General features: G+C 35.2%; 16 protein-coding genes and 1 pseudogene. 2 read left to right on the top strand and 15 right to left on the bottom strand.

Going from position 1 to position 19,800, the window contains the following annotated elements; translation table 11 throughout:
• Window positions 1-2: 2 nt before the first annotated feature.
• The 8 genes from IPK14_09955 to IPK14_09920 all read right to left on the bottom strand — a co-directional run bounded on the left by IPK14_09955 (window position 3) and on the right by IPK14_09920 (window position 8,202).
• Window positions 3-461: a TerB family tellurite resistance protein gene (locus IPK14_09955; GenBank protein ID MBK7993724.1), complete on the bottom strand. Its 459-nt coding sequence runs from the start codon at window positions 459-461 to the stop codon at window positions 3-5.
• Window positions 462-568: 107 nt separating this feature from the next.
• On the bottom strand, window positions 569-3,334 hold the full coding sequence (locus IPK14_09950) for a protein kinase (protein ID MBK7993723.1): 2,766 nt from the start codon (window positions 3,332-3,334) through the stop codon (window positions 569-571).
• A gap of 176 nt (window positions 3,335-3,510) precedes the next feature.
• Window positions 3,511-4,146, bottom strand: coding sequence for a DUF1287 domain-containing protein (locus tag IPK14_09945; protein ID MBK7993722.1), 636 nt, complete (start codon window positions 4,144-4,146; stop codon window positions 3,511-3,513).
• 5 nt (window positions 4,147-4,151) lie between these two features.
• The gene (locus tag IPK14_09940) at window positions 4,152-4,607 is read right to left on the bottom strand and encodes a PaaI family thioesterase (protein MBK7993721.1); all 456 of its coding nucleotides are present in this window, start codon (window positions 4,605-4,607) and stop codon (window positions 4,152-4,154) included.
• A 114-nt stretch (window positions 4,608-4,721) separates the two neighbouring features.
• Window positions 4,722-5,399, bottom strand: coding sequence for a DUF885 family protein (locus tag IPK14_09935; GenBank protein ID MBK7993720.1), 678 nt, complete (start codon window positions 5,397-5,399; stop codon window positions 4,722-4,724).
• On the bottom strand, window positions 5,387-6,724 hold the full coding sequence (locus tag IPK14_09930; GenBank protein ID MBK7993719.1) for a DUF885 family protein: 1,338 nt from the start codon (window positions 6,722-6,724) through the stop codon (window positions 5,387-5,389). The genes IPK14_09935 and IPK14_09930 overlap by 13 nt, the downstream gene beginning before the upstream one ends.
• Before the next feature lie 39 nt (window positions 6,725-6,763).
• A complete protein-coding gene (locus IPK14_09925) occupies window positions 6,764-7,585 on the bottom strand; it encodes an NAD(P)-dependent oxidoreductase (GenBank protein ID MBK7993718.1) in 822 nt (273 codons plus the stop codon).
• A gap of 137 nt (window positions 7,586-7,722) precedes the next feature.
• Window positions 7,723-8,202 carry a DinB family protein gene (locus IPK14_09920; protein MBK7993717.1) on the bottom strand — a complete coding sequence of 160 codons (480 nt, stop codon included), beginning with the start codon at window positions 8,200-8,202 and terminating at the stop codon, window positions 7,723-7,725.
• A gap of 360 nt (window positions 8,203-8,562) precedes the next feature.
• Between IPK14_09920 and sucC the strand changes: the two genes are divergently transcribed.
• Both sucC and IPK14_09910 read left to right on the top strand, forming a co-directional pair.
• Window positions 8,563-9,720: an ADP-forming succinate--CoA ligase subunit beta gene (gene sucC / locus IPK14_09915; GenBank protein MBK7993716.1), complete on the top strand. Its 1,158-nt coding sequence runs from the start codon at window positions 8,563-8,565 to the stop codon at window positions 9,718-9,720.
• Window positions 9,721-10,128: 408 nt separating this feature from the next.
• On the top strand, window positions 10,129-13,593 hold the full coding sequence (locus IPK14_09910; GenBank protein ID MBK7993715.1) for a TonB-dependent receptor: 3,465 nt from the start codon (window positions 10,129-10,131) through the stop codon (window positions 13,591-13,593).
• 83 nt (window positions 13,594-13,676) lie between these two features.
• On the opposite strand, the gene IPK14_09905 is transcribed toward IPK14_09910, so the two are convergent.
• The 7 genes and pseudogenes from IPK14_09905 to IPK14_09875 all read right to left on the bottom strand — a co-directional run bounded on the left by IPK14_09905 (window position 13,677) and on the right by IPK14_09875 (window position 19,768).
• A complete protein-coding gene (locus IPK14_09905) occupies window positions 13,677-14,285 on the bottom strand; it encodes a hypothetical protein (GenBank protein MBK7993714.1) in 609 nt (202 codons plus the stop codon).
• A 115-nt stretch (window positions 14,286-14,400) separates the two neighbouring features.
• Window positions 14,401-15,451, bottom strand: a pseudogene (locus IPK14_09900) (3-isopropylmalate dehydrogenase).
• 29 nt (window positions 15,452-15,480) lie between these two features.
• Window positions 15,481-16,464 (bottom strand): M28 family peptidase, encoded by a 984-nt coding sequence (locus IPK14_09895; protein ID MBK7993713.1) that lies wholly within the window; start codon window positions 16,462-16,464, stop codon window positions 15,481-15,483.
• A 3-nt stretch (window positions 16,465-16,467) separates the two neighbouring features.
• Window positions 16,468-16,899 (bottom strand): hypothetical protein, encoded by a 432-nt coding sequence (locus tag IPK14_09890; GenBank protein MBK7993712.1) that lies wholly within the window; start codon window positions 16,897-16,899, stop codon window positions 16,468-16,470.
• A 16-nt stretch (window positions 16,900-16,915) separates the two neighbouring features.
• Window positions 16,916-17,251, bottom strand: coding sequence for a VOC family protein (locus tag IPK14_09885; protein MBK7993711.1), 336 nt, complete (start codon window positions 17,249-17,251; stop codon window positions 16,916-16,918).
• Window positions 17,252-17,571: 320 nt separating this feature from the next.
• Window positions 17,572-17,949 (bottom strand): hypothetical protein, encoded by a 378-nt coding sequence (locus IPK14_09880; protein ID MBK7993710.1) that lies wholly within the window; start codon window positions 17,947-17,949, stop codon window positions 17,572-17,574.
• Window positions 17,950-17,977: 28 nt separating this feature from the next.
• A complete protein-coding gene (locus IPK14_09875) occupies window positions 17,978-19,768 on the bottom strand; it encodes a hypothetical protein (GenBank protein MBK7993709.1) in 1,791 nt (596 codons plus the stop codon).
• Window positions 19,769-19,800: the final 32 nt, after the last annotated feature.

Here is a 19,800-nt window from a genome sequence, read left to right as displayed (position 1 = left end):
GTTTATGGATTATTACTAAAAATAGAGAAATTATTTTTTAGTAAAATTGTTGTCAAGTGTGGAGAAAGTTCTTCCATTGGAATTTCAAAAGCGGCTATAAATTTATCAAAAACTGTTTGTTCGGGAATATCAATTTCTTGGTCAGAAATAGCACATTCAAATATATTAAGTAAAATACATTTTTTTTGTAGATGGGAAAGAACAGGTGCTACTTCTAGTAAGAAATGATCTAAAGAATTACGACTACGATAATGTAAGGCTAAGTCGAGAGATTTTTGGTTAATTGCTTGTAGGCTAAGGGGACCGGTTTTAGTGCTACCAGTAATAGTTAATAGTCGTGCAATTTCTTGACTTTCAATTTGTTCATCAGCCGAAATCATATAAAGCATAGAAATTAAAAAGGCTCGAGCAGGGGACATTGTGCTGCTTGTATCGTGTTTTAATATCTCCAAAAATTTCATGACAACCACTCCAAAGGAAAATAATTTAAGGGGAAATTTATAGGGATATATTAAGACTATTTAGCAAAGAGACAAAGATTTTTATTTTAATAATAGAGATTTGCAAATTATTTTAGCTTTTCAAAAGTACCAGTACGGAAAATACGGTTATATTGACTACGTTTATTTGGATCAATCAAAGTTTCAAAAGCTTCTTTTAAGCGGGAAAAAATCTTTTTTAAGTCAGTCTGTAAACTAGGATTGTAGCTAGATAAATGTAAGTATTTACTAGGGTTAAATTTATTAGCTAGCTCTCTATAAGCTGCAATTACTTGTTCTGATGTAGCATCAGAGCTAATGCCAAGTACCGCAAAATGTGTTCCATAATCAATAGTTCTTAACATACTCTCTACTTCATAGCAAAGTTGCGCTGCTGCCTGAAAATCAATAACTGGCGTATTAGCAGGCTCAACTTTTGCTTGTTGTGGAACACTTGGACTTGATAGAGATTGTGAGCTTGATAATGGTTTAGATACTTGTTGAAAACTTGAGCTTGGTTGTTGAGGGACAATTGCTGGTAATGGCTTAGGTGTAAGAGCTTGAAATAATGAGGGTGTAGATGATGGAGTTGGTTTAGTTGTAGAATTTATATTGGGTCTAGCAACAGATTGCTCCTCTGTAATTTTGATAGTTGGGGCTGAACTAGGAGAAGATAAGGAACTAGGAAAAGTTGTTGAGTTTGAAGAAACTGTTTTAGCAGAAGGTGTATTACTAGATGGATAAGATGGATTATTAGAGCTAGGTGTACTAGGAAGACCACTAGTTATTTTAGCAAATGCTCCTGATAAAGATGGCCTTTGAGGTGCAGGAGATTGAAGAGTGTTGTTTATAACACTTTGAGCTTTGCTGTCATTTATATTAACTAATACTGTTTCAACTTGATTTTTATTATTAATGCTAACATCAGTATTAGTATTGTTAAGTGATGCTAGCCTCTTTTTTAAGGTTAAAGTGTTAGGTAATCTAGCTTCTACTTGAGTGGTGACTAATTCTTTTAATAATGCTAAAAGTTGAGGGGAGATTTTGCCCATCAATTCTTTATCTAGTTTATCTGTATTAGAATTAGATAGTAGCAATCTAGGTGGAACACCTGTTAATAGATATATTACTGATGCCCCAACAGCATAAAGATCACTTTGTATAGTTGTTTGACCTAGAAATTGTTCTGGAGGTGCATAACCTAATGAGCCTATAACAGTATGATTAGCATTTGGGCTTGCTGCTGCCTGACAAACTGCTCCAAAGTCTATAAGCATTATTCGCCCATCTTGATGACGCATCAAATTATGAGGCTTAATATCTCGGTGAATTACCGGAGGTGTATGACTATGTAAATAGTCTAGTATATCTGCTAAAGAAGCTAATATTGGCATTACCTCTTCTTCAGAAAGAGGGCTTTTACGTTTCTTAAACTCTTCAGAAAGAGTTTGGCCAGGAATAAAATCCTGTACTAAATAAGAAAAATTTTCTTCAGCAAAATAGGCGTAAAGGCGGGGGATACCACTATGATATAAGTTTAATAAAACTTGTGCTTCACGTCGAAATAGTCTTTCAGCCATATCTTTAAGATCCATTGGATCTTCATCTTTTAGGCTTAAGGTTAGTTCTTTTAATATTCTTTGTTCTTCAAAACAATCTAAGTCTTTTACTAGATAAGTAGTGCCAAAACCACCTTTGCCAACCATTTTATCAATTAAATAACGGTGACGAAGTAATGAACCAACAGCTAATGCTTGACAGGTTGGACAGCGGCGATTTCCAACTAAGCCAGATTGACCACACTTAGGATTAGAACAAATAGCACTAGATTCACTTGTTACTATTTGGGCTACACTAAATTGAGTAGTAATTTTTTCGCTCTTTTGCAAATCTTCTGCTAACTCAAGGGCTGTTTGATAGCGTCTTTCTGGTTGTTTAGCAAGAGCTTTATTAACGATTTCTTCAAATTCTATTGGGATGCTAGAGTCTATGCTTGTTAATTTAGGAGGAGGGCTACTTAAATGCCTAAGTGCTAATGATACAGGAGAAAATTCATCAAATGGTAATTGGCCTGTTAGCATTTCAAAAAGAATTACTCCTAAACTATAAATATCAGTTGCTGGACTAACAGGATCATTTTGATATTGTTCAGGTGACATATAATGAGGTGTACCTGCTAAAAAAGTTTGATCTGCTTCATTAACCACTCTTCCAACAATTTCTGCAATACCAAAATCTAATACTTTTACTTGTTCTATACCATCTTTTATATGTATATAAATATTGTCAGGTTTTAGGTCTTTATGAATTATGTTGGATTTATGTGCTGCATCCAAAGCATCACATACTTGAAGCATAATTCTAATTGTATCTTTAAGGCTTAATGCACCATTTGTTTTTAGTTGTTTTCTTAAGGAGAATCCTTCTAGGTATTCCATTACTAGATAAAACGTTCCGCCACTAATACCAAAATCTAAAATAGTCGTAACATTAGGGTGTTGAATACGTGCTGCGGCACGGGCCTCTAGCTTAAACCTTTCTATTGCCGCAGTATCAGTTAAGTATTCTTGACGTAAAAATTTAATAGCTACAGGGCGATCTATAAATATATGATTAGCGCGATATACTAATCCCATACCGCCTTCACCAATTTTTTCTTCTATTTTATATTTACCATCAAATTCAGTACCTATTATTGGTTCCCAAGATTCTTTATTAAATTGGGTGGTGGCATTGGATGTGGATGAATCAGAGTTTTCTGTTTCTAATAAAAATTCTTCAGGTGATGATGCCTGGGTAAGAGAAGCATCTATTATTACTAATGTTTCTTCCGCTTTTTGACGATCATTTCCCATTACAGTTTTTACCTAAGCATCTATTTTGTGTAGAATGTATTATTAGTATAATCTACTTGTTAAATATTATTATTTTGTTATTATTATTTATCTTATTTATTTAGGGTAAACAATTATGTCACTCAGTTGTTAAGTCTGTAAACAGATCTCTGCTATAGAGAAATACTTAGTTATTTTCAAGTAACATTAAAACAACGATAATGACCTATGATCTTCCATTCAAAAAGCCTAGGCTCGGCTTTTGTCCCTGCACCAATGTTATGAATAACTTGGTAAGATTTTCCTGACAAATCAAGTAAATCACTAACTATGCCAATATGTAAAAGTCCATTATCAAGTCGCCAAGCAACAACATCTCCAGGTAGGTAATCTTTGGGATTTTGGCTAATAGCCAATGCGTAGCCTTTACGTTGAAAATACGTCATCAAATTAGCTACTCGACGGTGATCAATATTAGGATCAGGTTTTTTTAAGCCCCAAATTTTAGGATAGAGCTTAAAGTTAGTTTTCATATCATGGTGAAGTTCTTGTTGTAGGTCTATTGAGGCAGCGCGAAACGCTCTAATTATTACATCTGCACAAACTCCACGTTCTAAAGGTACATCTCCATTTGGGTAAGGTAATTTTACATAAGATGGATCATAGTAAACTGTTTGTAAAGTTTGCTGTTCTATTGATGTAAGAATTTTACCTACAGTTGTTTTTGGGTGTTGATGGGGTAGAAAACTAGATTTAGGATAAAAAAATGAGCTACCACTTACACTATAGGATAGAGAAAAAATTGATAAAAACAACAACATTAATTTTTTCATAAATTTTAATTCTTTTGTTGATGATTTGGTGATATTGCCATCATTGTTGCCATCATTGTTGCAATAAGCTTTTCTTCTTTATCTGTAATTGCATAAACTTCACCGTTAGTAACAGAAATTGTTCTACCGCTTTTATTTACTCTACCATGTGCTTGAAATTTTGTTCCTATTGCAGGTGAAAGAAAATTTATCTTAAACTCTATAGTTAACACATCAAAATCAGGTGGAAAAAGGCTAAAAGCTGCATAACCACAAGCTGTATCTACTATACTAGTTATTACTCCAGCATGAATAAATCCATTTTGTTGCGTAAATTCTTTGCTATAAGGAATTTCTATTATTACTTTGCCTGGACTAACTTCTTTTAAGCTAGCTTTAAGAGTTGTCATTAAAGTTTGTTTTTCAAAACTTTCTTTAACTTTATTTTGATAATTAGCATCTTGTGGGATATTTTTAGCCATTTTTAACCTAATTTTTAATTAGTTAGCTTAGAAGTTTATTTTAAGTTTTTTTGCTTGGATTGTCCTACCAAAAAAAAGGTTTTCTTGGTAGGACAATTTTAATTTTTGGAAGGCTTATTTGGTTTTTTCTTTTAGCTCTTTTAGCAGTTCAGCACGAAAATAAGGTGGAGGAATTGTTCCATACTGCATAAAAAGAATATGAAAAGCTTTAGGAGAAAATTTATCACCTAAAAGTTTATTAGCCTCAGCACGTAGCGCGAAAATTTGATCTTTTCCTATCCGGTAAGTAATAGCTTGAGTCGGCCATTTAGAATAGCGAAATATTGCTTTTTCTGAAGAATCACAACTAGCACGTTTAGCATCATTTTTTAATGCTTCGGCTGATTGACATGATCCAGGTTGAAAATCAACTATTTCTGAAAATAAATCTACTGCCTCATCATACTTCATTTTTCCTATATGGATACCAGTATCAATACGTACTCTTAGATCCCGATATAGCTTGCCTTGTAACTGGTAAAGTTTTTCTTCAAGCGTGTAAAATCCATTAGGTGAGTCTGCTTGAGGTTCTGCCATAAGAGCTTCAGAATAAAGACCCCAACCTTCAGAAGCCATTGAATCTTGCCACATTGAAGAGGAATCTTCTACAGCACCAGCAGTTAGCCAACGAACTGGAGAAATGCGATCTCTATATTGGGTCATAACTTTATAATTCCAGTCATGACCTGGAAAACCTTCATGTGCTGAGAGATCCGCAATAGAAGCACGGTTATTAGCCTTTAGTTTTGCCACATCATTATTAGTTGTAGAGACATAAAAACGACCAACACCACTATTCTTAAAAGGCGGTGCAGGATAATAAGCCGCACCATCAATTGAAGATTGTAGTGGGGAGGAGTTTCCACAACTTCTAATTTATAGTCGTTTGGTACATCAAAAATGCCTGTTTTACGTGAATAATCAACTAAGCGAAAGGCTGCTTCTTTGTACCAATTAACCATTTCTGCATCGCTTTTTGGATAATCTTTTGAAAGCTCTTCAATTACTGCATTTACTGCCGCGGGGCCATCTTCGGGAAGTTTTAGATTTTTTTGTTGACCTATTTCACGAGCTAACTTAATCATTTCATCACGAGTAGCTTGGACAATGGGCCAGGCTTCTTCATAAAGTTCAGCCGCAGATTTGTCAATTTTTAAGTTATTTTTTATGGCCCAATTATATTCTTTTTCACCCATCATAAAGCGATCACCACGAAATTGAGCTTTTAGACCTGCCTCATTTTTAGCATTTAAGTCATCAAAAAAGGTTTTTGCTACATAATCTTTTAGCTCTCGATAGGCGGTTGCTGCGGATTTAGCTGATTCAGTAAGTTTTTTTAATAACTCGTCTCGCTCTGGCCCAGAAATTCTTTCAGATGCAATTTTAGGTATTTCTGCTTCAAAATATTTTGCATTTGATTCTGATGTATCAACTCCATTACGCCGTAGCATACGATAATCGGGCGTGTTATTAGCCTTAACACCTGCTTCTAATTGTTCTTGAGCAACTTTTAAGTATTTTGGAACTTCTCCAAGTCGATTTATTAAGAGTTTCCATTCTTCGGCTGTTCCATAGCTTTTTTCTCCTGTTTGAGTCATGCCTTGAAGTTGCCAATCAACAGCGCGAAAAGGTTCATCAATATATGTGTCTAAAGCCCGTTCTTGATAACGGCGTTCTTGATGCTGATGTAAAAGAAAACGAGTCTGTGCTAAAGCTACATTTCGGTCAATTGCTAAAGCAGGAGAAATGGTTTTTTCATCAATTTTTTCAAGCTTTTCTAAAGTTTCTTTTAACCATTTATCTTCTGCTTCTAGTGCAGCGATTGAGTGATCACGCAGTTTTCCATCTACTTCTTTTAAGCTTGCATCAAGTCCACCACCGCCTAAGTAAGTATTAACTGTTGGGTTGCGGCGCAGGAACTCAAGCACATAAGCATTTATAACTTCTTTACAAGCTTTTTCATTCTCAGCAGAAATAGTTGGCTCAGAAGAAGTATTGTTTGGAGTAGGGTTATTACTACATCTAATCACACTAAATGCAAGAATAACTACAATTAAAAATAAAACCGTCTTTCTCATTACAAATTACACCTTTTTAGAAATAGAAAAATTTTGGATTTAGACAAAAAAGTCTGGCAATGGTTCTACACCTGGAGTTGTAGCATATTTTTCAAAATCTCTAACACCTGCACTAGTTAAAACTTCTTCATCAATAAAGAAATTTCCAGTGCATTCACGGCTTGGACGAGTAAGAATATGATGGGCGGCATCTGCCATAATATCAGCCTTTCGAGACTGTCTAGCTACTTCGCTACCACCTAATAAATTTAGTACAGCAGCAGTAGCAATAATTGTTTTAGGCCAAAGTGCATTTATTCCAACACCTTGATCTTTAAACTCAGCAGCCATTCCTAGTACACACATACTCATCCCAAATTTAGCCATTGTATAGGCAACATGTCCAGCAAACCAGCGTGCTTCCATGCTAAGTGGCGGAGAAATATTAAGGATATGGGGCTTTTCAGCTTTTAATAAATGTGGTAAACAAGCTTGTGAACAAGCAAAAGTTCCTCTTGCATTGATTTGGTGCATTAGGTCAAATCTTTTCATAGGTGTTTCTAAAGTACCAGTTAAACTAATTGCACTCGCATTATTTACTAAAATATCAATACTACCAAATTGAGCTAAAGCTTTTTCTACTGCTGCTTGGATTTGATCTTCAAAACGAATATCAACCAAACAGGGAAGTGCTTGGCCTCCTGCTGCTTCAATTTCTTTTGCTGCACTATAAATTGTTCCTGGTAGTTTTGGATGTTCTTCTGCACTTTTTGCAGCAATAACTATGTTTGCCCCATCTTGTGCGGCTCTAAGTGCTATTGCTAGCCCGATACCACGACTAGCACCTGTAATAAATAATGTTTTACCTTTTAATGTACTCATCTTATTTCCTTGTTAATAAATTTTAAGAAATCAATATTAATAATAATGTAATAATAATTAATGATAAAATAGGATGGTAGCTAATAGACTTAAATTTCTACAATTTGTAAATTATTATAAATCAATAGCCTTAAAGTTTACTGCTTGCTTAGTTCAAGACGAATTTGGCGAATTTGCGCAACATGATTTTCACAATGTTCAGCATAAAGACGTACTAGGTCAAGTAATGTCATTTTGCCATGTTCATCATGTATACCTGTTCGCTCCCAGTCGGCTTCTGTTAGGTCTTCAAATAATTCTGAGGTAGATTTACGTAGTAGTCTAAATAGTTCTACACCATTATTTAGATTACGTTTACCATATTTAAGATTACTAGCCCAAAGGTCTTGGTCATAGCTAGTTAGCCTAGCATCGTTTTCTGCTAAAACCCTACGAATGCGATGAGCCGCAACTATTTCACTATCACAAAGATGAATAGCTATTTCTCGGATATTCCATTTTCCTGGCGCAGGACGAAACTCTAATTGATACTCTCCCAAACCATCAATACTGCGTTCTAATTTTCCTGGGGCAGAACGAAAACGCTCTACTATCTCTTTGCGCTCAGTCGCATCCATGCAAAAACTCCTTATGTAGGATAGTTAAATAGTTTTAGTTTAGTATAATACCTATAAAATTATTAATTTATATTTTGATTAGTCTAGCAAATTACAAAAAATTGTCAGCCATTAAAATGCTTAAAATTTAATAGATTATTAAGCAATATTAACCCAATAGGTAGGCACATTGTATCTTGGCAAGATAAAAAGATCCACTAACACTTGTCAAATGCTATTGAGTTTTAAGGCTTGACATTTCCGCTTGCTTGACTTACTTTTGCCTTTTGGACATAAACTTGTTGTCACCTACCAAATAGAAGTCAAACTTAAATAAATAAAATATTCTTTTTCTAAAATTTTATAAGGGGTTTTTGATTAATGAAGATTCATGAATACCAAGCAAAAGCATTGTTAGCCAAATATGGTGTAAAAATACCTCGTGGAGAAATGGTACGTACTGCCTCAGATGCTCGCGCTGCTGCTGAAAAATTAGGTGTTCCAGCCGTAGTAAAAGCCCAAATTCACGCTGGCGGACGTGGTAAAGGCGGAGGTGTAAAGTTAGGCCATAGTTTGGAACAAGTAGAAACTTTAGCTAGTCAAATATTAGGTATGCAGTTAATTACACATCAGACTGGCCCAGAAGGTCGAGAAGTACAAACACTTTTGATTGAGGAAGGCTTAAAGATTAAAAAGGAGTTTTACTTAAGCTTATTAGTTGACCGTGTTAGCTCTAGAGTAGTTTTTATGGCTTCTGCCGCTGGGGGTATGGATATAGAAGAAGTTGCAGCACATAATCCAGAAGCAATCTTAAAGGAATATATTGACCCATTAGTAGGGATGCAAGCCTTTCAAGGGCGTAAATTAGCTTTTGGTTTAGGACTTCCAGCAGAATTAATTTCTAATGCTACTAAGTTTTTTCTTGCACTTTATCAAGCTTTTATTGATATGGACGCTTCATTATTAGAAATAAACCCATTTTTGCTAACTGAAGATAGCGAGCTTTATGCCTTGGATGCAAAAGTAAACTTTGATGATAACGCGCTATTTCGTCATAAAACTTTTAATGAATTACGGGATCTTAACGAAGAAGAACCATTAGAGATAGAAGCCTCAAAGTTTGACCTAAACTATATAAAGCTTGATGGCACAATAGGTTGTATGGTTAATGGTGCAGGGCTAGCAATGGCTACTATGGATATTATCAAGCTTGCAGGCGGTGAACCTGCTAACTTTTTAGATGTAGGCGGTGGAGCATCTCAAGCTAGGGTAGAAAATGCTTTTCGTATTTTACTTGCAGATGAAAAAGTTAAAGCAGTATTAATCAATATTTTTGGTGGAATTGTTCGTTGTGATATGGTTGCTGCTGGTGTGATTGAAGCAGCTAAAAACATTGGAATTAAAATTCCAATAGTAGTTCGTCTTGAAGGAACAAATGTTGAAGCAGCACGTGAACTGCTTGCAAACTCAGGCCTTAACTTTACTACTGCTACAGGTATGAAAGATGCCGCAGAAAAAGTAGTTGCGCTTGCTCAATAGTGCCAACTAACTTATAATTTTACGCACTAGATAAGGCGCATAATAATTAAACAAACTATATGCGCCTTTTTACCTTACTAAAAACCTTTAAATCCATTTTTTCAATTGTTTAAATCCATTTTTTTGTTTGGAAAAGCATTGAACTAAATTTAATAGTAGTAAGTAATGTTAAACTAACTTATTTATTAACAATAAAATAATACCTATTAGTAAAAATAATTGTGGTTGGCATTCTAGTTGCGTAAGATAAACTCATAAACTTACTAAAATTAATCAATCATAATTTCTAATAAATTTTAAACAGGTTTTGCCGTCACACGGCGACTTAATAAAGAGCAACAGTTATACAAATAAGTAAGTTAAAAATTATTCCTAAAGTTATAAGTAGATAAATTTATAGGAGGAGAGATGTTTAAAAAGCTATCAAAATTAACAGGTAAAACTGCACTAATGCTATTAATGGGTATGACTAGCTTGTCTTATGCTCAATCTTCTACGGGAGGTGTTGCAGGGGTAGTTCAAGACCCGACAGGAGCGGTTGTTGCAGGTGCAACAGTTGAAGTTGAAAATACTAAAACAGGTATAAAACGCACTGTTACTACTAGTGAAGATGGTACTTATAATGTACCTAGCCTTGACCCAGGCATTTATAATGTTACAGTAACTGCTGCTGGATTTAGTAATGCTACGGCAGCTAATATTCAAGTATCTGTATCATTTGTGACTAGTGCAAATATCAATGTACAACCAGGCACAGATAACATTGTAATAGATGTTAATGCTGGTGATGCTGTCACACAAATCAACACTACTGACCAACAGTTATCCACTCTAATTGATAATAAGAAAATTTTACAATTACCATTATTATCACGTGACCCTAATGCTTTGATTTTACTTGCCCCAGGCGTACTACCAGCTAACTCTGGATTAGGTGGTTTTTCTGTTAATGGTTCACGAGAACGTAATAACAACTTCCAAGTAGATGGTGTTGATAACAATGATACAGAAGTCCCAGGTATCCCAGGCGGTGTTACTACACCTAGCATTGACGCTACACAAGAATTTCGTGTTATTACTAATAACTATAATGCTGAATTTGGTCGTAATACAGGTGCTATCATCAATGTTGCTACCCGTAGTGGTACAAATGAGTATCATGGAGGAGCATACCTTTATAACCGAGACGATTCTTTAGCCGCACGTAACTTCTTTGATATGGAAGAAAAGCGCGAATTAAGCCGTTATCAATTTGGTGGTACTTTTGGCGGCCCAATTATTAAAAATAAACTTTTCTTCTTTGTTAACTCTGAAGCAGATATCTTTGATATAGGTTCTCGTCAAGTCCGCGTTGTTCCTTCAGCAACTGCTAGAATGGGTATTTTAGAAAATACTCCTTTTGGTCGTTTAGATATTCGTCCTAATGGTGTAAATAATCCTAATGGCTTTACCTTTAGCCCAGTTGTTCAACAAATATTTAATCAAATTTATCCTTTAGGTAATGACCCATTAAGATCCCCATTCCCAGGAACACTTGATGCGTTTAGTTTTAACTTCACAGCAGAACAACGACAACAAGACGTTACAACCCGTGTTGACTATCAACTTTCTGATAGAAATCGTATTTCTGTACGTTATGGATTTACTCGCTTTGATGGCCCATTAGGTGGCCCAACCTTCCCCGGAACAGAAGATGAAGGTAATACATTACAACGTACTCAACTTGCTGCTATTGCTTTTACCTCTGTTATTACCCCAAATTTAATCAATGAATTTAAGTTTGGTGGCAACCGTGTTAATGCTCCATTTAGCGGCCCTGGTAGTGGTGGTAACTCTGTTAAGTTAGATGATATGGTTCGTGCTGCTTTCCAAGCTGTTGGCGCACCAACTAATTTCCAACCTTTTGGTACTCGTAATGGTCAAGTATTAAACTTAGGCTTTGGTGGTATTACAGGCTTAGGTGGGTTTGATACACAAACTCGTTTTACAGGTACAACTACTATTGCTGATAACGTTTCCTATAATCGTGGAAAACATGCCTTTAAGTTTGGTATTGAAAGCCGTTTTGTCTACTCTAATAGTGATACAAACTTTGGTCGTTCAGAATTTGTTAGTTTTGCACTTCCAACTACTTTTGGCTTCCCAATTATTGCAGATGCTAACGGTACTCCAATTCCGGCTGCTGGTAATGGTGGTACATTTAACAATTTTGCTTCTACACTCTATGGTTTAGTTGCTTTCCAACAACAAACACAATTTTTTGATTTAAGCGGCGCACGTACAGATAATAATTTCCGTGGTTTCCGTGTCCGTGAAATTGATTTCTATGTACAAGATACTTGGAGAATATTATCAAACTTTACCTTGAATTATGGTGTTCGCTATGAATATAAAGGCGTACCTTATGAAGTCAATGGACTTTTAACCAGTTTACTTGGTCAAGACCCTAGCGGAGTTCAACCTAAAGGTGGTTTCTTGTTTAGTGCTGTAGGTAAAAATTCCCCAAATCCAAGTATCCCTCTTTATAGCAATGACTATAATAACTTTGGCCCACGTGTTGGTTTTGCTTGGGATCCATTTAAGAAGGGTAAAACCTCTATTCGTGGTGGCTATGGTATTTTCTATGACCGCGTATTTGGTAATCTCTTTACTAATGCTCGTGGTAATCCACCATTTGAAATTGCCTTTATTGACTTCCCTGCAACAAGAGACTTTAATGAAGCTTTAATTGAAAATGTTCCCCGTGTACCAAGTATTGTTTCTACTCCTATTGTAATGAATGGTGATGAACTTGTTCCTGTAATTTTCCCAACTAAAGGAAAAGATGGCAGACCAAATAATAGCTTTAGAGATGATTTTAAAAATCTTTACTCACAAAACTTTAATTTTGGTATTCAACAAGAACTTTTCCGTAATTTAATTGTTGAAGTTGATTATGTTGGTGCTAAAGCTACTAACCTCTTAAATGTTGTAGATGGAAATAGAACTAGTGTAAGACGCGTTAATGCCCTTACAGGAAGTAATAATCCTATTAGCCAAAGTTTACGTCAAAACTTCTTAAGAGGCTCATTAAATACAGCCTTTAACATTGCTTTTGTAAACTTAGCAGATGCTTTTTCTACATATCACGCTTTAACTGTTAGAGTAACTAAGACTTTAACCGATGGTAGATTTGGTACAGGTCAATTCCAAGGTGCTTATACTTATAGCCATGCTATTGATAATGCTACAGATCCATTAGTTCCTAGTGATGGCAACCGTTCCTTACCTCGTGACTCTTCTGGTTTTGCTGGTGGTCAAGCAGCAGAACGCGGTGAATCAGGTAATGACGTTCGTAGCCGATTTGTTATGAACTTTATTTATGACTTCCCATTTAAGTCTTCTAATAAAGTATTAAACCAATTTGTTAGTGGTGTTTCAGTATCTGGTATTTTCCAAGCTCAAACAGGTAATGCCTTTGGTATTTTCTATAATGGTTTAGATACTCAAGGAACTGGTTTAAGCGCACGTGCTAGATTTGCTAATGGTCAACCTGGCCAAGCACCTGCTCCTGGTATTAACCCACGACTACAAACAGGCCCAGATTCTACCTTGTTCTTGCCTGCTTCCTTGTCATTGCTAGATGGTAATCCTGGCGATGTTCCACGCGGTTCATTTGTTGGCCCAGGCTTTAACCAATTTGATTTTTCTGTCACCAAAGCCTTTAGTGTTAAAGAAAGAAATAAATTCTTAATTCGTGCAGATTTCTTTAACCTTTTTAACCGGGTTAACTTAGGCAATCCTGGAACTATTTTAGGTGTAGCCCAATTTGGTATTTCTACCACTGCTGCTACTTCTAGAATTGTCCAAATCGTTGCCCGTTATAACTTCTAGTAAATAGTTAAGAATTTTTATTAGTGAAATTAAAAAAGGAGATACTTTTGTATCTCCTTTTTATTTTGGTAGTTAATTTAGTTTTATTGTACAAGCAAATATTCCAAATGTTCACTAAGTAAGTTAACTGTTATTACCATTTCATCTACAATAGGGAAAAGTAGCACAGGGTCATGAAGTAAACCAGATTGACGATAAAGTAGTTTTTCTGGCGTTAGCTCAAAAGATTTCCCTAAACGAGAATATTCTTGTCTTAAAATAGATAGTTGTTCTACTACTTGTGGATGAAGACGTTTGTTTAATGTTCGACTATTTATTTCTTGAGTAATTGGTTCTAAAGTTTCTTGTTCTGTAGAAGTACTAGTTAATATTTTATTAATAGAACTAAAAGTAGTTGTAGGATAAAGCTTTAGACGATTGCTCATTTCTTCAGGGTAAGAAACTTCTACTAAAACATTACTTTTTTGGTCTTTAAGTAAACTTAGCGCAATCAAATAACCATTATAACTACCATCAAGACGTATTAGCTCTTTACCTTGTTGGGGTGTGCCGCTACTAAAAAGTAAAGAATTATCTAGCCCTACTTGAAACCATCGTTCTTTAATAACTTCCCAAGAATGATATTTTTGTGTAGTGCCTCGGAAAACAAAAAATAATGCTAATGCTAAAGCAATAAATAAAATATAAAACATAAATCTAAATTAGAACCCATTAGTTAAGCCATTTAGCCCAGCCATAAATGACTGGGCTAATATTAAAACATAATATATGGCTTAAAAAATAATAATAACTAATGATGCTATTTGACTATCCCAATAAAGAAGCAATAACATCTCCGGTTTCTGTAGTGCTAAGACTTCCACCTAAATCACGAGTCATTTTTCCTGCTGCTAAGGCTTTAATAACAGCTTGTTCAATACCATTAGCTGCCTGGTTATGACCTACATACTCTAACATCATTGCAGCGGTTAAAATTGCACCTATAGGATTTGTAACGTTTTTTCCAGCATATTTAGGCGCGCTACCATGCACAGGTTCAAAAAGAGAAACTTTTCCTGGGTGAATATTACCTGAAGCCGCCATTCCCAAACCTCCTTGGAGTGCTGCACCTAAATCAGTAATAATATCACCAAACATATTATTGGTGACAATCACTTCATATTGATCTGGCTTAAGTACCATCCACATAGTAACTGCATCAACAAATTGTGTATTGCTTTCAATATCTGGATAGCGAGTAGCGATTTCTGTAAAAAGCTCTTTGCCAAAGGTCATGACCATAGCGCAAAACATTAGATTTATCAGCCATTGTTAAACGTTTGCGACCATGTTCTTTAGCATATTCAAAAGCTGCAACAATTATTCGCTCAACACCTTTACGTGTGTTCATATCCTCTTGAATAGCAATTTCGTCTGGAGTCCCTTTCTTAAAATTACCACCAATATTAACGTACATTCCTTCGGTATTTTCTCGAAAAACAATAAAATTAATATCTTTTTGTGTACGTGATTTTAATGGTGTCAAACTGTCATGAAGTAGTTTAACAGGGCGTAAATTAATATATAAATCTAGCCCAAAACGTAGCCCTAATAGAATATCTGCTGCATGTTTCATATCTGGCACACGAGGATCACCAAATGCACCAACATAAATAGCATCATACTCATTGCGAAACATATCCATCGCGCCTTCAGGGAGGCTTATACCTTCGCTTAAGTATTTATCTGCGCTCCAATCAAAATGATTCATTTTTAGCTTAAAATCATAAACTTTTTGGGCTTGTTCTAGCACTTTTACTGCTTCACGTGTTACATCAACCCCAATACCGTCACCAGGAATAATTGCTATCTGTTTCACTAAATACCCTCCAAAGTGTTTATATTAAATTACTTAGTAGTTTTATTTAAATAGTTAAATATTTTAGGAAGACTGTTTAATACAGTATCCCCGACAGTCTTAAGACTTTCTAGGCTTATTTTGTCTAAAGAATCTTCTTTAGTATGCCAAAAATCATTATCCGGGCCATAGTCAAAATCGATAATATCTACAGCCGCAACACCAGCACGCAAAAAGGGTGTGTGGTCATCTTCTATATCACAAGTTTCATTTGGAAAAGACTTCTGATAACCAAGTTCTTCTGCTGTAGAGTAAATAATATTTTTTAACCAGCCTGTAGAAGATTCATCACGACAAATATTAAGTTCTTTATCTCCAATCATATCCAGTAAGACCATAGCTCTAATATTACTTAGCTTTTTTTCTATACGCAATTTATTTAGTAAATGAGTTGAGCCATAAGTATGGTCTGTACCTTGCCATTCTATATTCATTGCTTCTTCACCATCAAAGAATACTAGCCATAATGTATACTCTGGATTAGATTTAGCTAATACACGAGCTAGTTCAAGTAAAACTCCTGTACTAGAACCACCATCATTTGCACCAAGAAAATCTTCCTCAGGAAACCACTTAGTATCATAGTGACTAGCTAATATAACAATATCTTTTTTCTTGCCAGGTATTTCTGCAATTAAATTAACCATTTCTACTGTAGGAAATTTAGGGTTAGGGGTTTGTGCCATAAAAGCATCTTGATGAACTGTTAAACCATAACTAGCTAATTCTTGGGTTAAATAGTTACGAACTTCTTTAATTGCAGGAGAGCCAGCCCAATGAGGGCCAAAATTTACTTGGCTACGAATATGATTAAAAGCTTTTGGCGGATCAAAAGTAGTGCTTAAAGATGCAGCAGCAGAAGGATTTTCTATTGTTGGTTTACTAGGCAGAGGTTTATTTTGTGCCAAACTAACATTAACAAATAAGCAAACACACAATAAAAGACTTAGACAGTAACAAATTATTTTTGTCATAAATTATTTACCTACAGTATCATAACGATTTTCTTTAGTAATTCTAGCTAGCCATTCTCCAAAAGCAGCATATTCAGCTTCTGTTAAACCTTCTACAGGAAGTTTTTTACTATTTTTATTTATAGATTTTGGATTTTTCAAAAAGGCTGTCCAATTTTTAGGGCTACGACTACGAGCTTGATAAATTGTTCCAGCCTCTCCACCATCACCTTTTTCACCATGACAGGATGCACAACGAGCAAGAAAAATGTTTTTAAGATGTTGAGGTACAGCATTAGCATTTATTAAGCTAGGAGATGTTATAGGTGAGGGGGGTAAGGTAGCAGATATGTTGTCTGTACAACTTATTGAAAAAAATAAATATAGACAAAATATCCAAAACTTAAAATTTTTCTTAAAAATCCATATAAAAAACTTTAACCAGCCTTTGACCACTACAAATTACTCCTTTTTATCCTTCAGCCATTACTTCTACTGTATTGCCAGAAGGATCTTTAATGTAAGTTGAGCGACTTTTATCTCTGTGTTCTACAAGTGTTCCAAATTTTTCTGCTGTCTGACTTACAAAAGCTATGTGTGGAGGATGTTGATTAGGAGTAACCAAGGCTAATTTTATATTAGCAAACTCAATAAATGCCCAAGTTTCGTCTTGATAAATTATTTGACAATTGAAATTCTCTTTATACCATTTTACGGAAATGTTTATATCCAGAACAGGAATTGCTACATGATGAATACTATCTAATTGATTTGTAGGAGAAAGTTTACTTAATCCTTGTTCTTCCATTATTAACTTCCTCTTTAAATTTACCTAAGTAGCCCTAAATATTGCCATATTTGATTGCTTCAGTAGCATCATTAGTGATTCGTGCATCAGGATGTGCTGTTTTAGCTGCTACATAAGTTGAATATTCTCCAAGTTCTTGTCCTGAAGGAATAATACCTTCTATGTCTTGTGTTTGGTTAGGTTGAAAAACTACCTAATTTAGACCTAAGGAACGATTAGGATCCCAGGTAATAAATTTTTTAACTCCATTGTCAGACATAAATAACCTCAAAGATAAATCTTTTTATTAGAAGCTTTTAGGCATCAAAACCTCTTAAATTTTATTGAGTCCAGTTATTATCATCTAAATCTTCATCCAAAGAAAGGTATTTGGAACAATCTTCGATTAGCCCAATAGCTAAAATTTTTTCTTGTTTTAAGAAAAATGTTCCTGTGTGCCATTTCCATTCACCATCTCGACCGTGAGCAACAAAATCAATTTTGTTTTGTCCTGTAATTTCATCCCAAACAGTGGTTGTCCAATGTAAGTGTTTTATTTCAAGAAATGGCTTCTTAAATTCACCTTCTAATATTGCTGAAAGATCTGTTTCTCTAATAGAACCTCTTAAAGTAACTACATCAGCAATGCGTAAAATTTCTATACCCACCCAAACATATTTTTCTTTTTTGTCTTTTTTATCTCTTGTTATATAAGACATCCATTTTCCTTGCTATAAAATTTACAAGTTAATCAACTATAGAAAAATTCCCAGTAGCAATTTTTTTTCCATCAACAAATAAATCTACTCGATAATCTCCTGTTTCCCACTTACCGGGTTCTGACCAGCCTTTGCCATTATTATGAAAACTAGTTGCCCAATTTGGCTCAACATAAGTTTTAGAAGGGCCATCTGCCCAAAATGCTCCATCTTTATACCAGGTAACATCAATAGTAAAATCTTCTCTAGCTGCACGTGTTGGATGAGTAAGATTTAGCTCCCAAAAAACAAAACGACTATTGCGAGAAAAACTAGTTAGATAAACTCTGTCTGCTCGGGCAGTTCCATTATAACCACCTTCATAAAACTTTAAGGAATCAACCTTAGCATCAAGCTTGTCAATTCTATTAAGTGTAAGAGCTTTATCAAAGATATCACCTAAAGTACTTTTTGTATCAACATATGGTTTTTTTGACTGTAAAGCTTTTTCCATTACAGCCATTTCTTCAACAAGTTTTGTATTTTTCTCTTTTTCTTCAGTAAGTTGTTGTCTTAATGAAGACAGGTCTGTCTCCATATAACTCATTTCTTGATTATGTTGATAGGAAAGATAGAGAGAAAAAGCTGTTGTGCTAAAAGCAATAAAACCAGCAAAAATAGCTACTAAAATTAACCAAACAGGAGCTTTAGTTTTTACTATAGGAGGCGCAGGTGCTATAGGAGGCATTGCTGAAGCTATGGCAGCCATCTGACCATTAGCAACATTATTAAACTGTTGATTAGTTGCTGGTACTTGTCCAGAATGCCCTGAAGGAGTTGTCCAACTTGGTAGAGGTGAGCCAAATTGCCCCAAATTGCTGCTTGGTGCTTGTGGAAAAGCTGAGTTAGAACTACTAGCTGCACCCATAGCTGGAACCGTATTGGTTAAAGGCAAACTAGCAATTAAAGTCTCAAATTCTGGTAAAACAGCTACATTAGTAAAACAGCAAGACTCTAGACTATTAGCAAGTCTACGCACGGATTCATCAGAACTAGTTTTAAGTTGTTGAAAAAGCGGTGATTGCTGGGGATTTTGAAAATCTTTGCGGGTAAAAATTAAATTTTCCCCATTATGAAATTGTTGCCAAAGAGCAGGTTGATAAGCTAAAGCTCTTAAACTCAAGTAAATAACTAAAGCAGAAAAACTATCTAAATTTTCTTCATAATCATTAACATTTCGTTCAGGGTGTTGAAAATTTTCATGACCAAGTTCAGGGCTTCTTTCACCTCTAAGAGATGGTGTAAACATTCCATCATAGTCTACTAAAGATAAATTACCTTGTGGGCTAACAATAATATTTCCATGTTGTAAGTCGCCATGTGCTAGTCGGTTTCCTCCTAAACTATTGATTAAACCACGCCATTTAGCTGCTAATTCCAACAATACTTGAGGATTTGATAGAGATTCAGTAATAAAATTATTAAGAGTTTTGCCATCTGCCCATGCCATTTTTACTACTGGATACCATTGGCCCCTTACCAAAATTCCCTGTGGTAAATACTGAAAATCTACCAAACTAGGAATACGAAAGCCTGCTAAATGTTGACTAAGTAGGTTGTAGCGACGTTGTTGGTCTGAGACTTGACGTAAAAAACATCGTACTGCCCAACGCTGTCCATTACTAGTAATTTCATATACACTAGCAAAATTACCAGAGACAACTTTAGGTAGTCCCATAGGGGTAAGTGCAACTTGCCCTGCACGTAGTTCTGGTGATTGAAAACAAGCATTAGGGTTTTGGATTGCGTCTTGATAGTCAGAAGGGCTAGGCCAATACATTTTTTCCTCCCTTTTAATTAGCGATTAATGCT

This window comes from Blastocatellia bacterium, from assembly GCA_016713405.1.
Classification (GTDB): domain Bacteria; phylum Acidobacteriota; class Blastocatellia; order Chloracidobacteriales; family JADJPF01; genus JADJPF01.
Note: the sequence above shows the minus strand (reverse complement) of the source record. Positions and strands in the feature narration are given on the sequence as shown.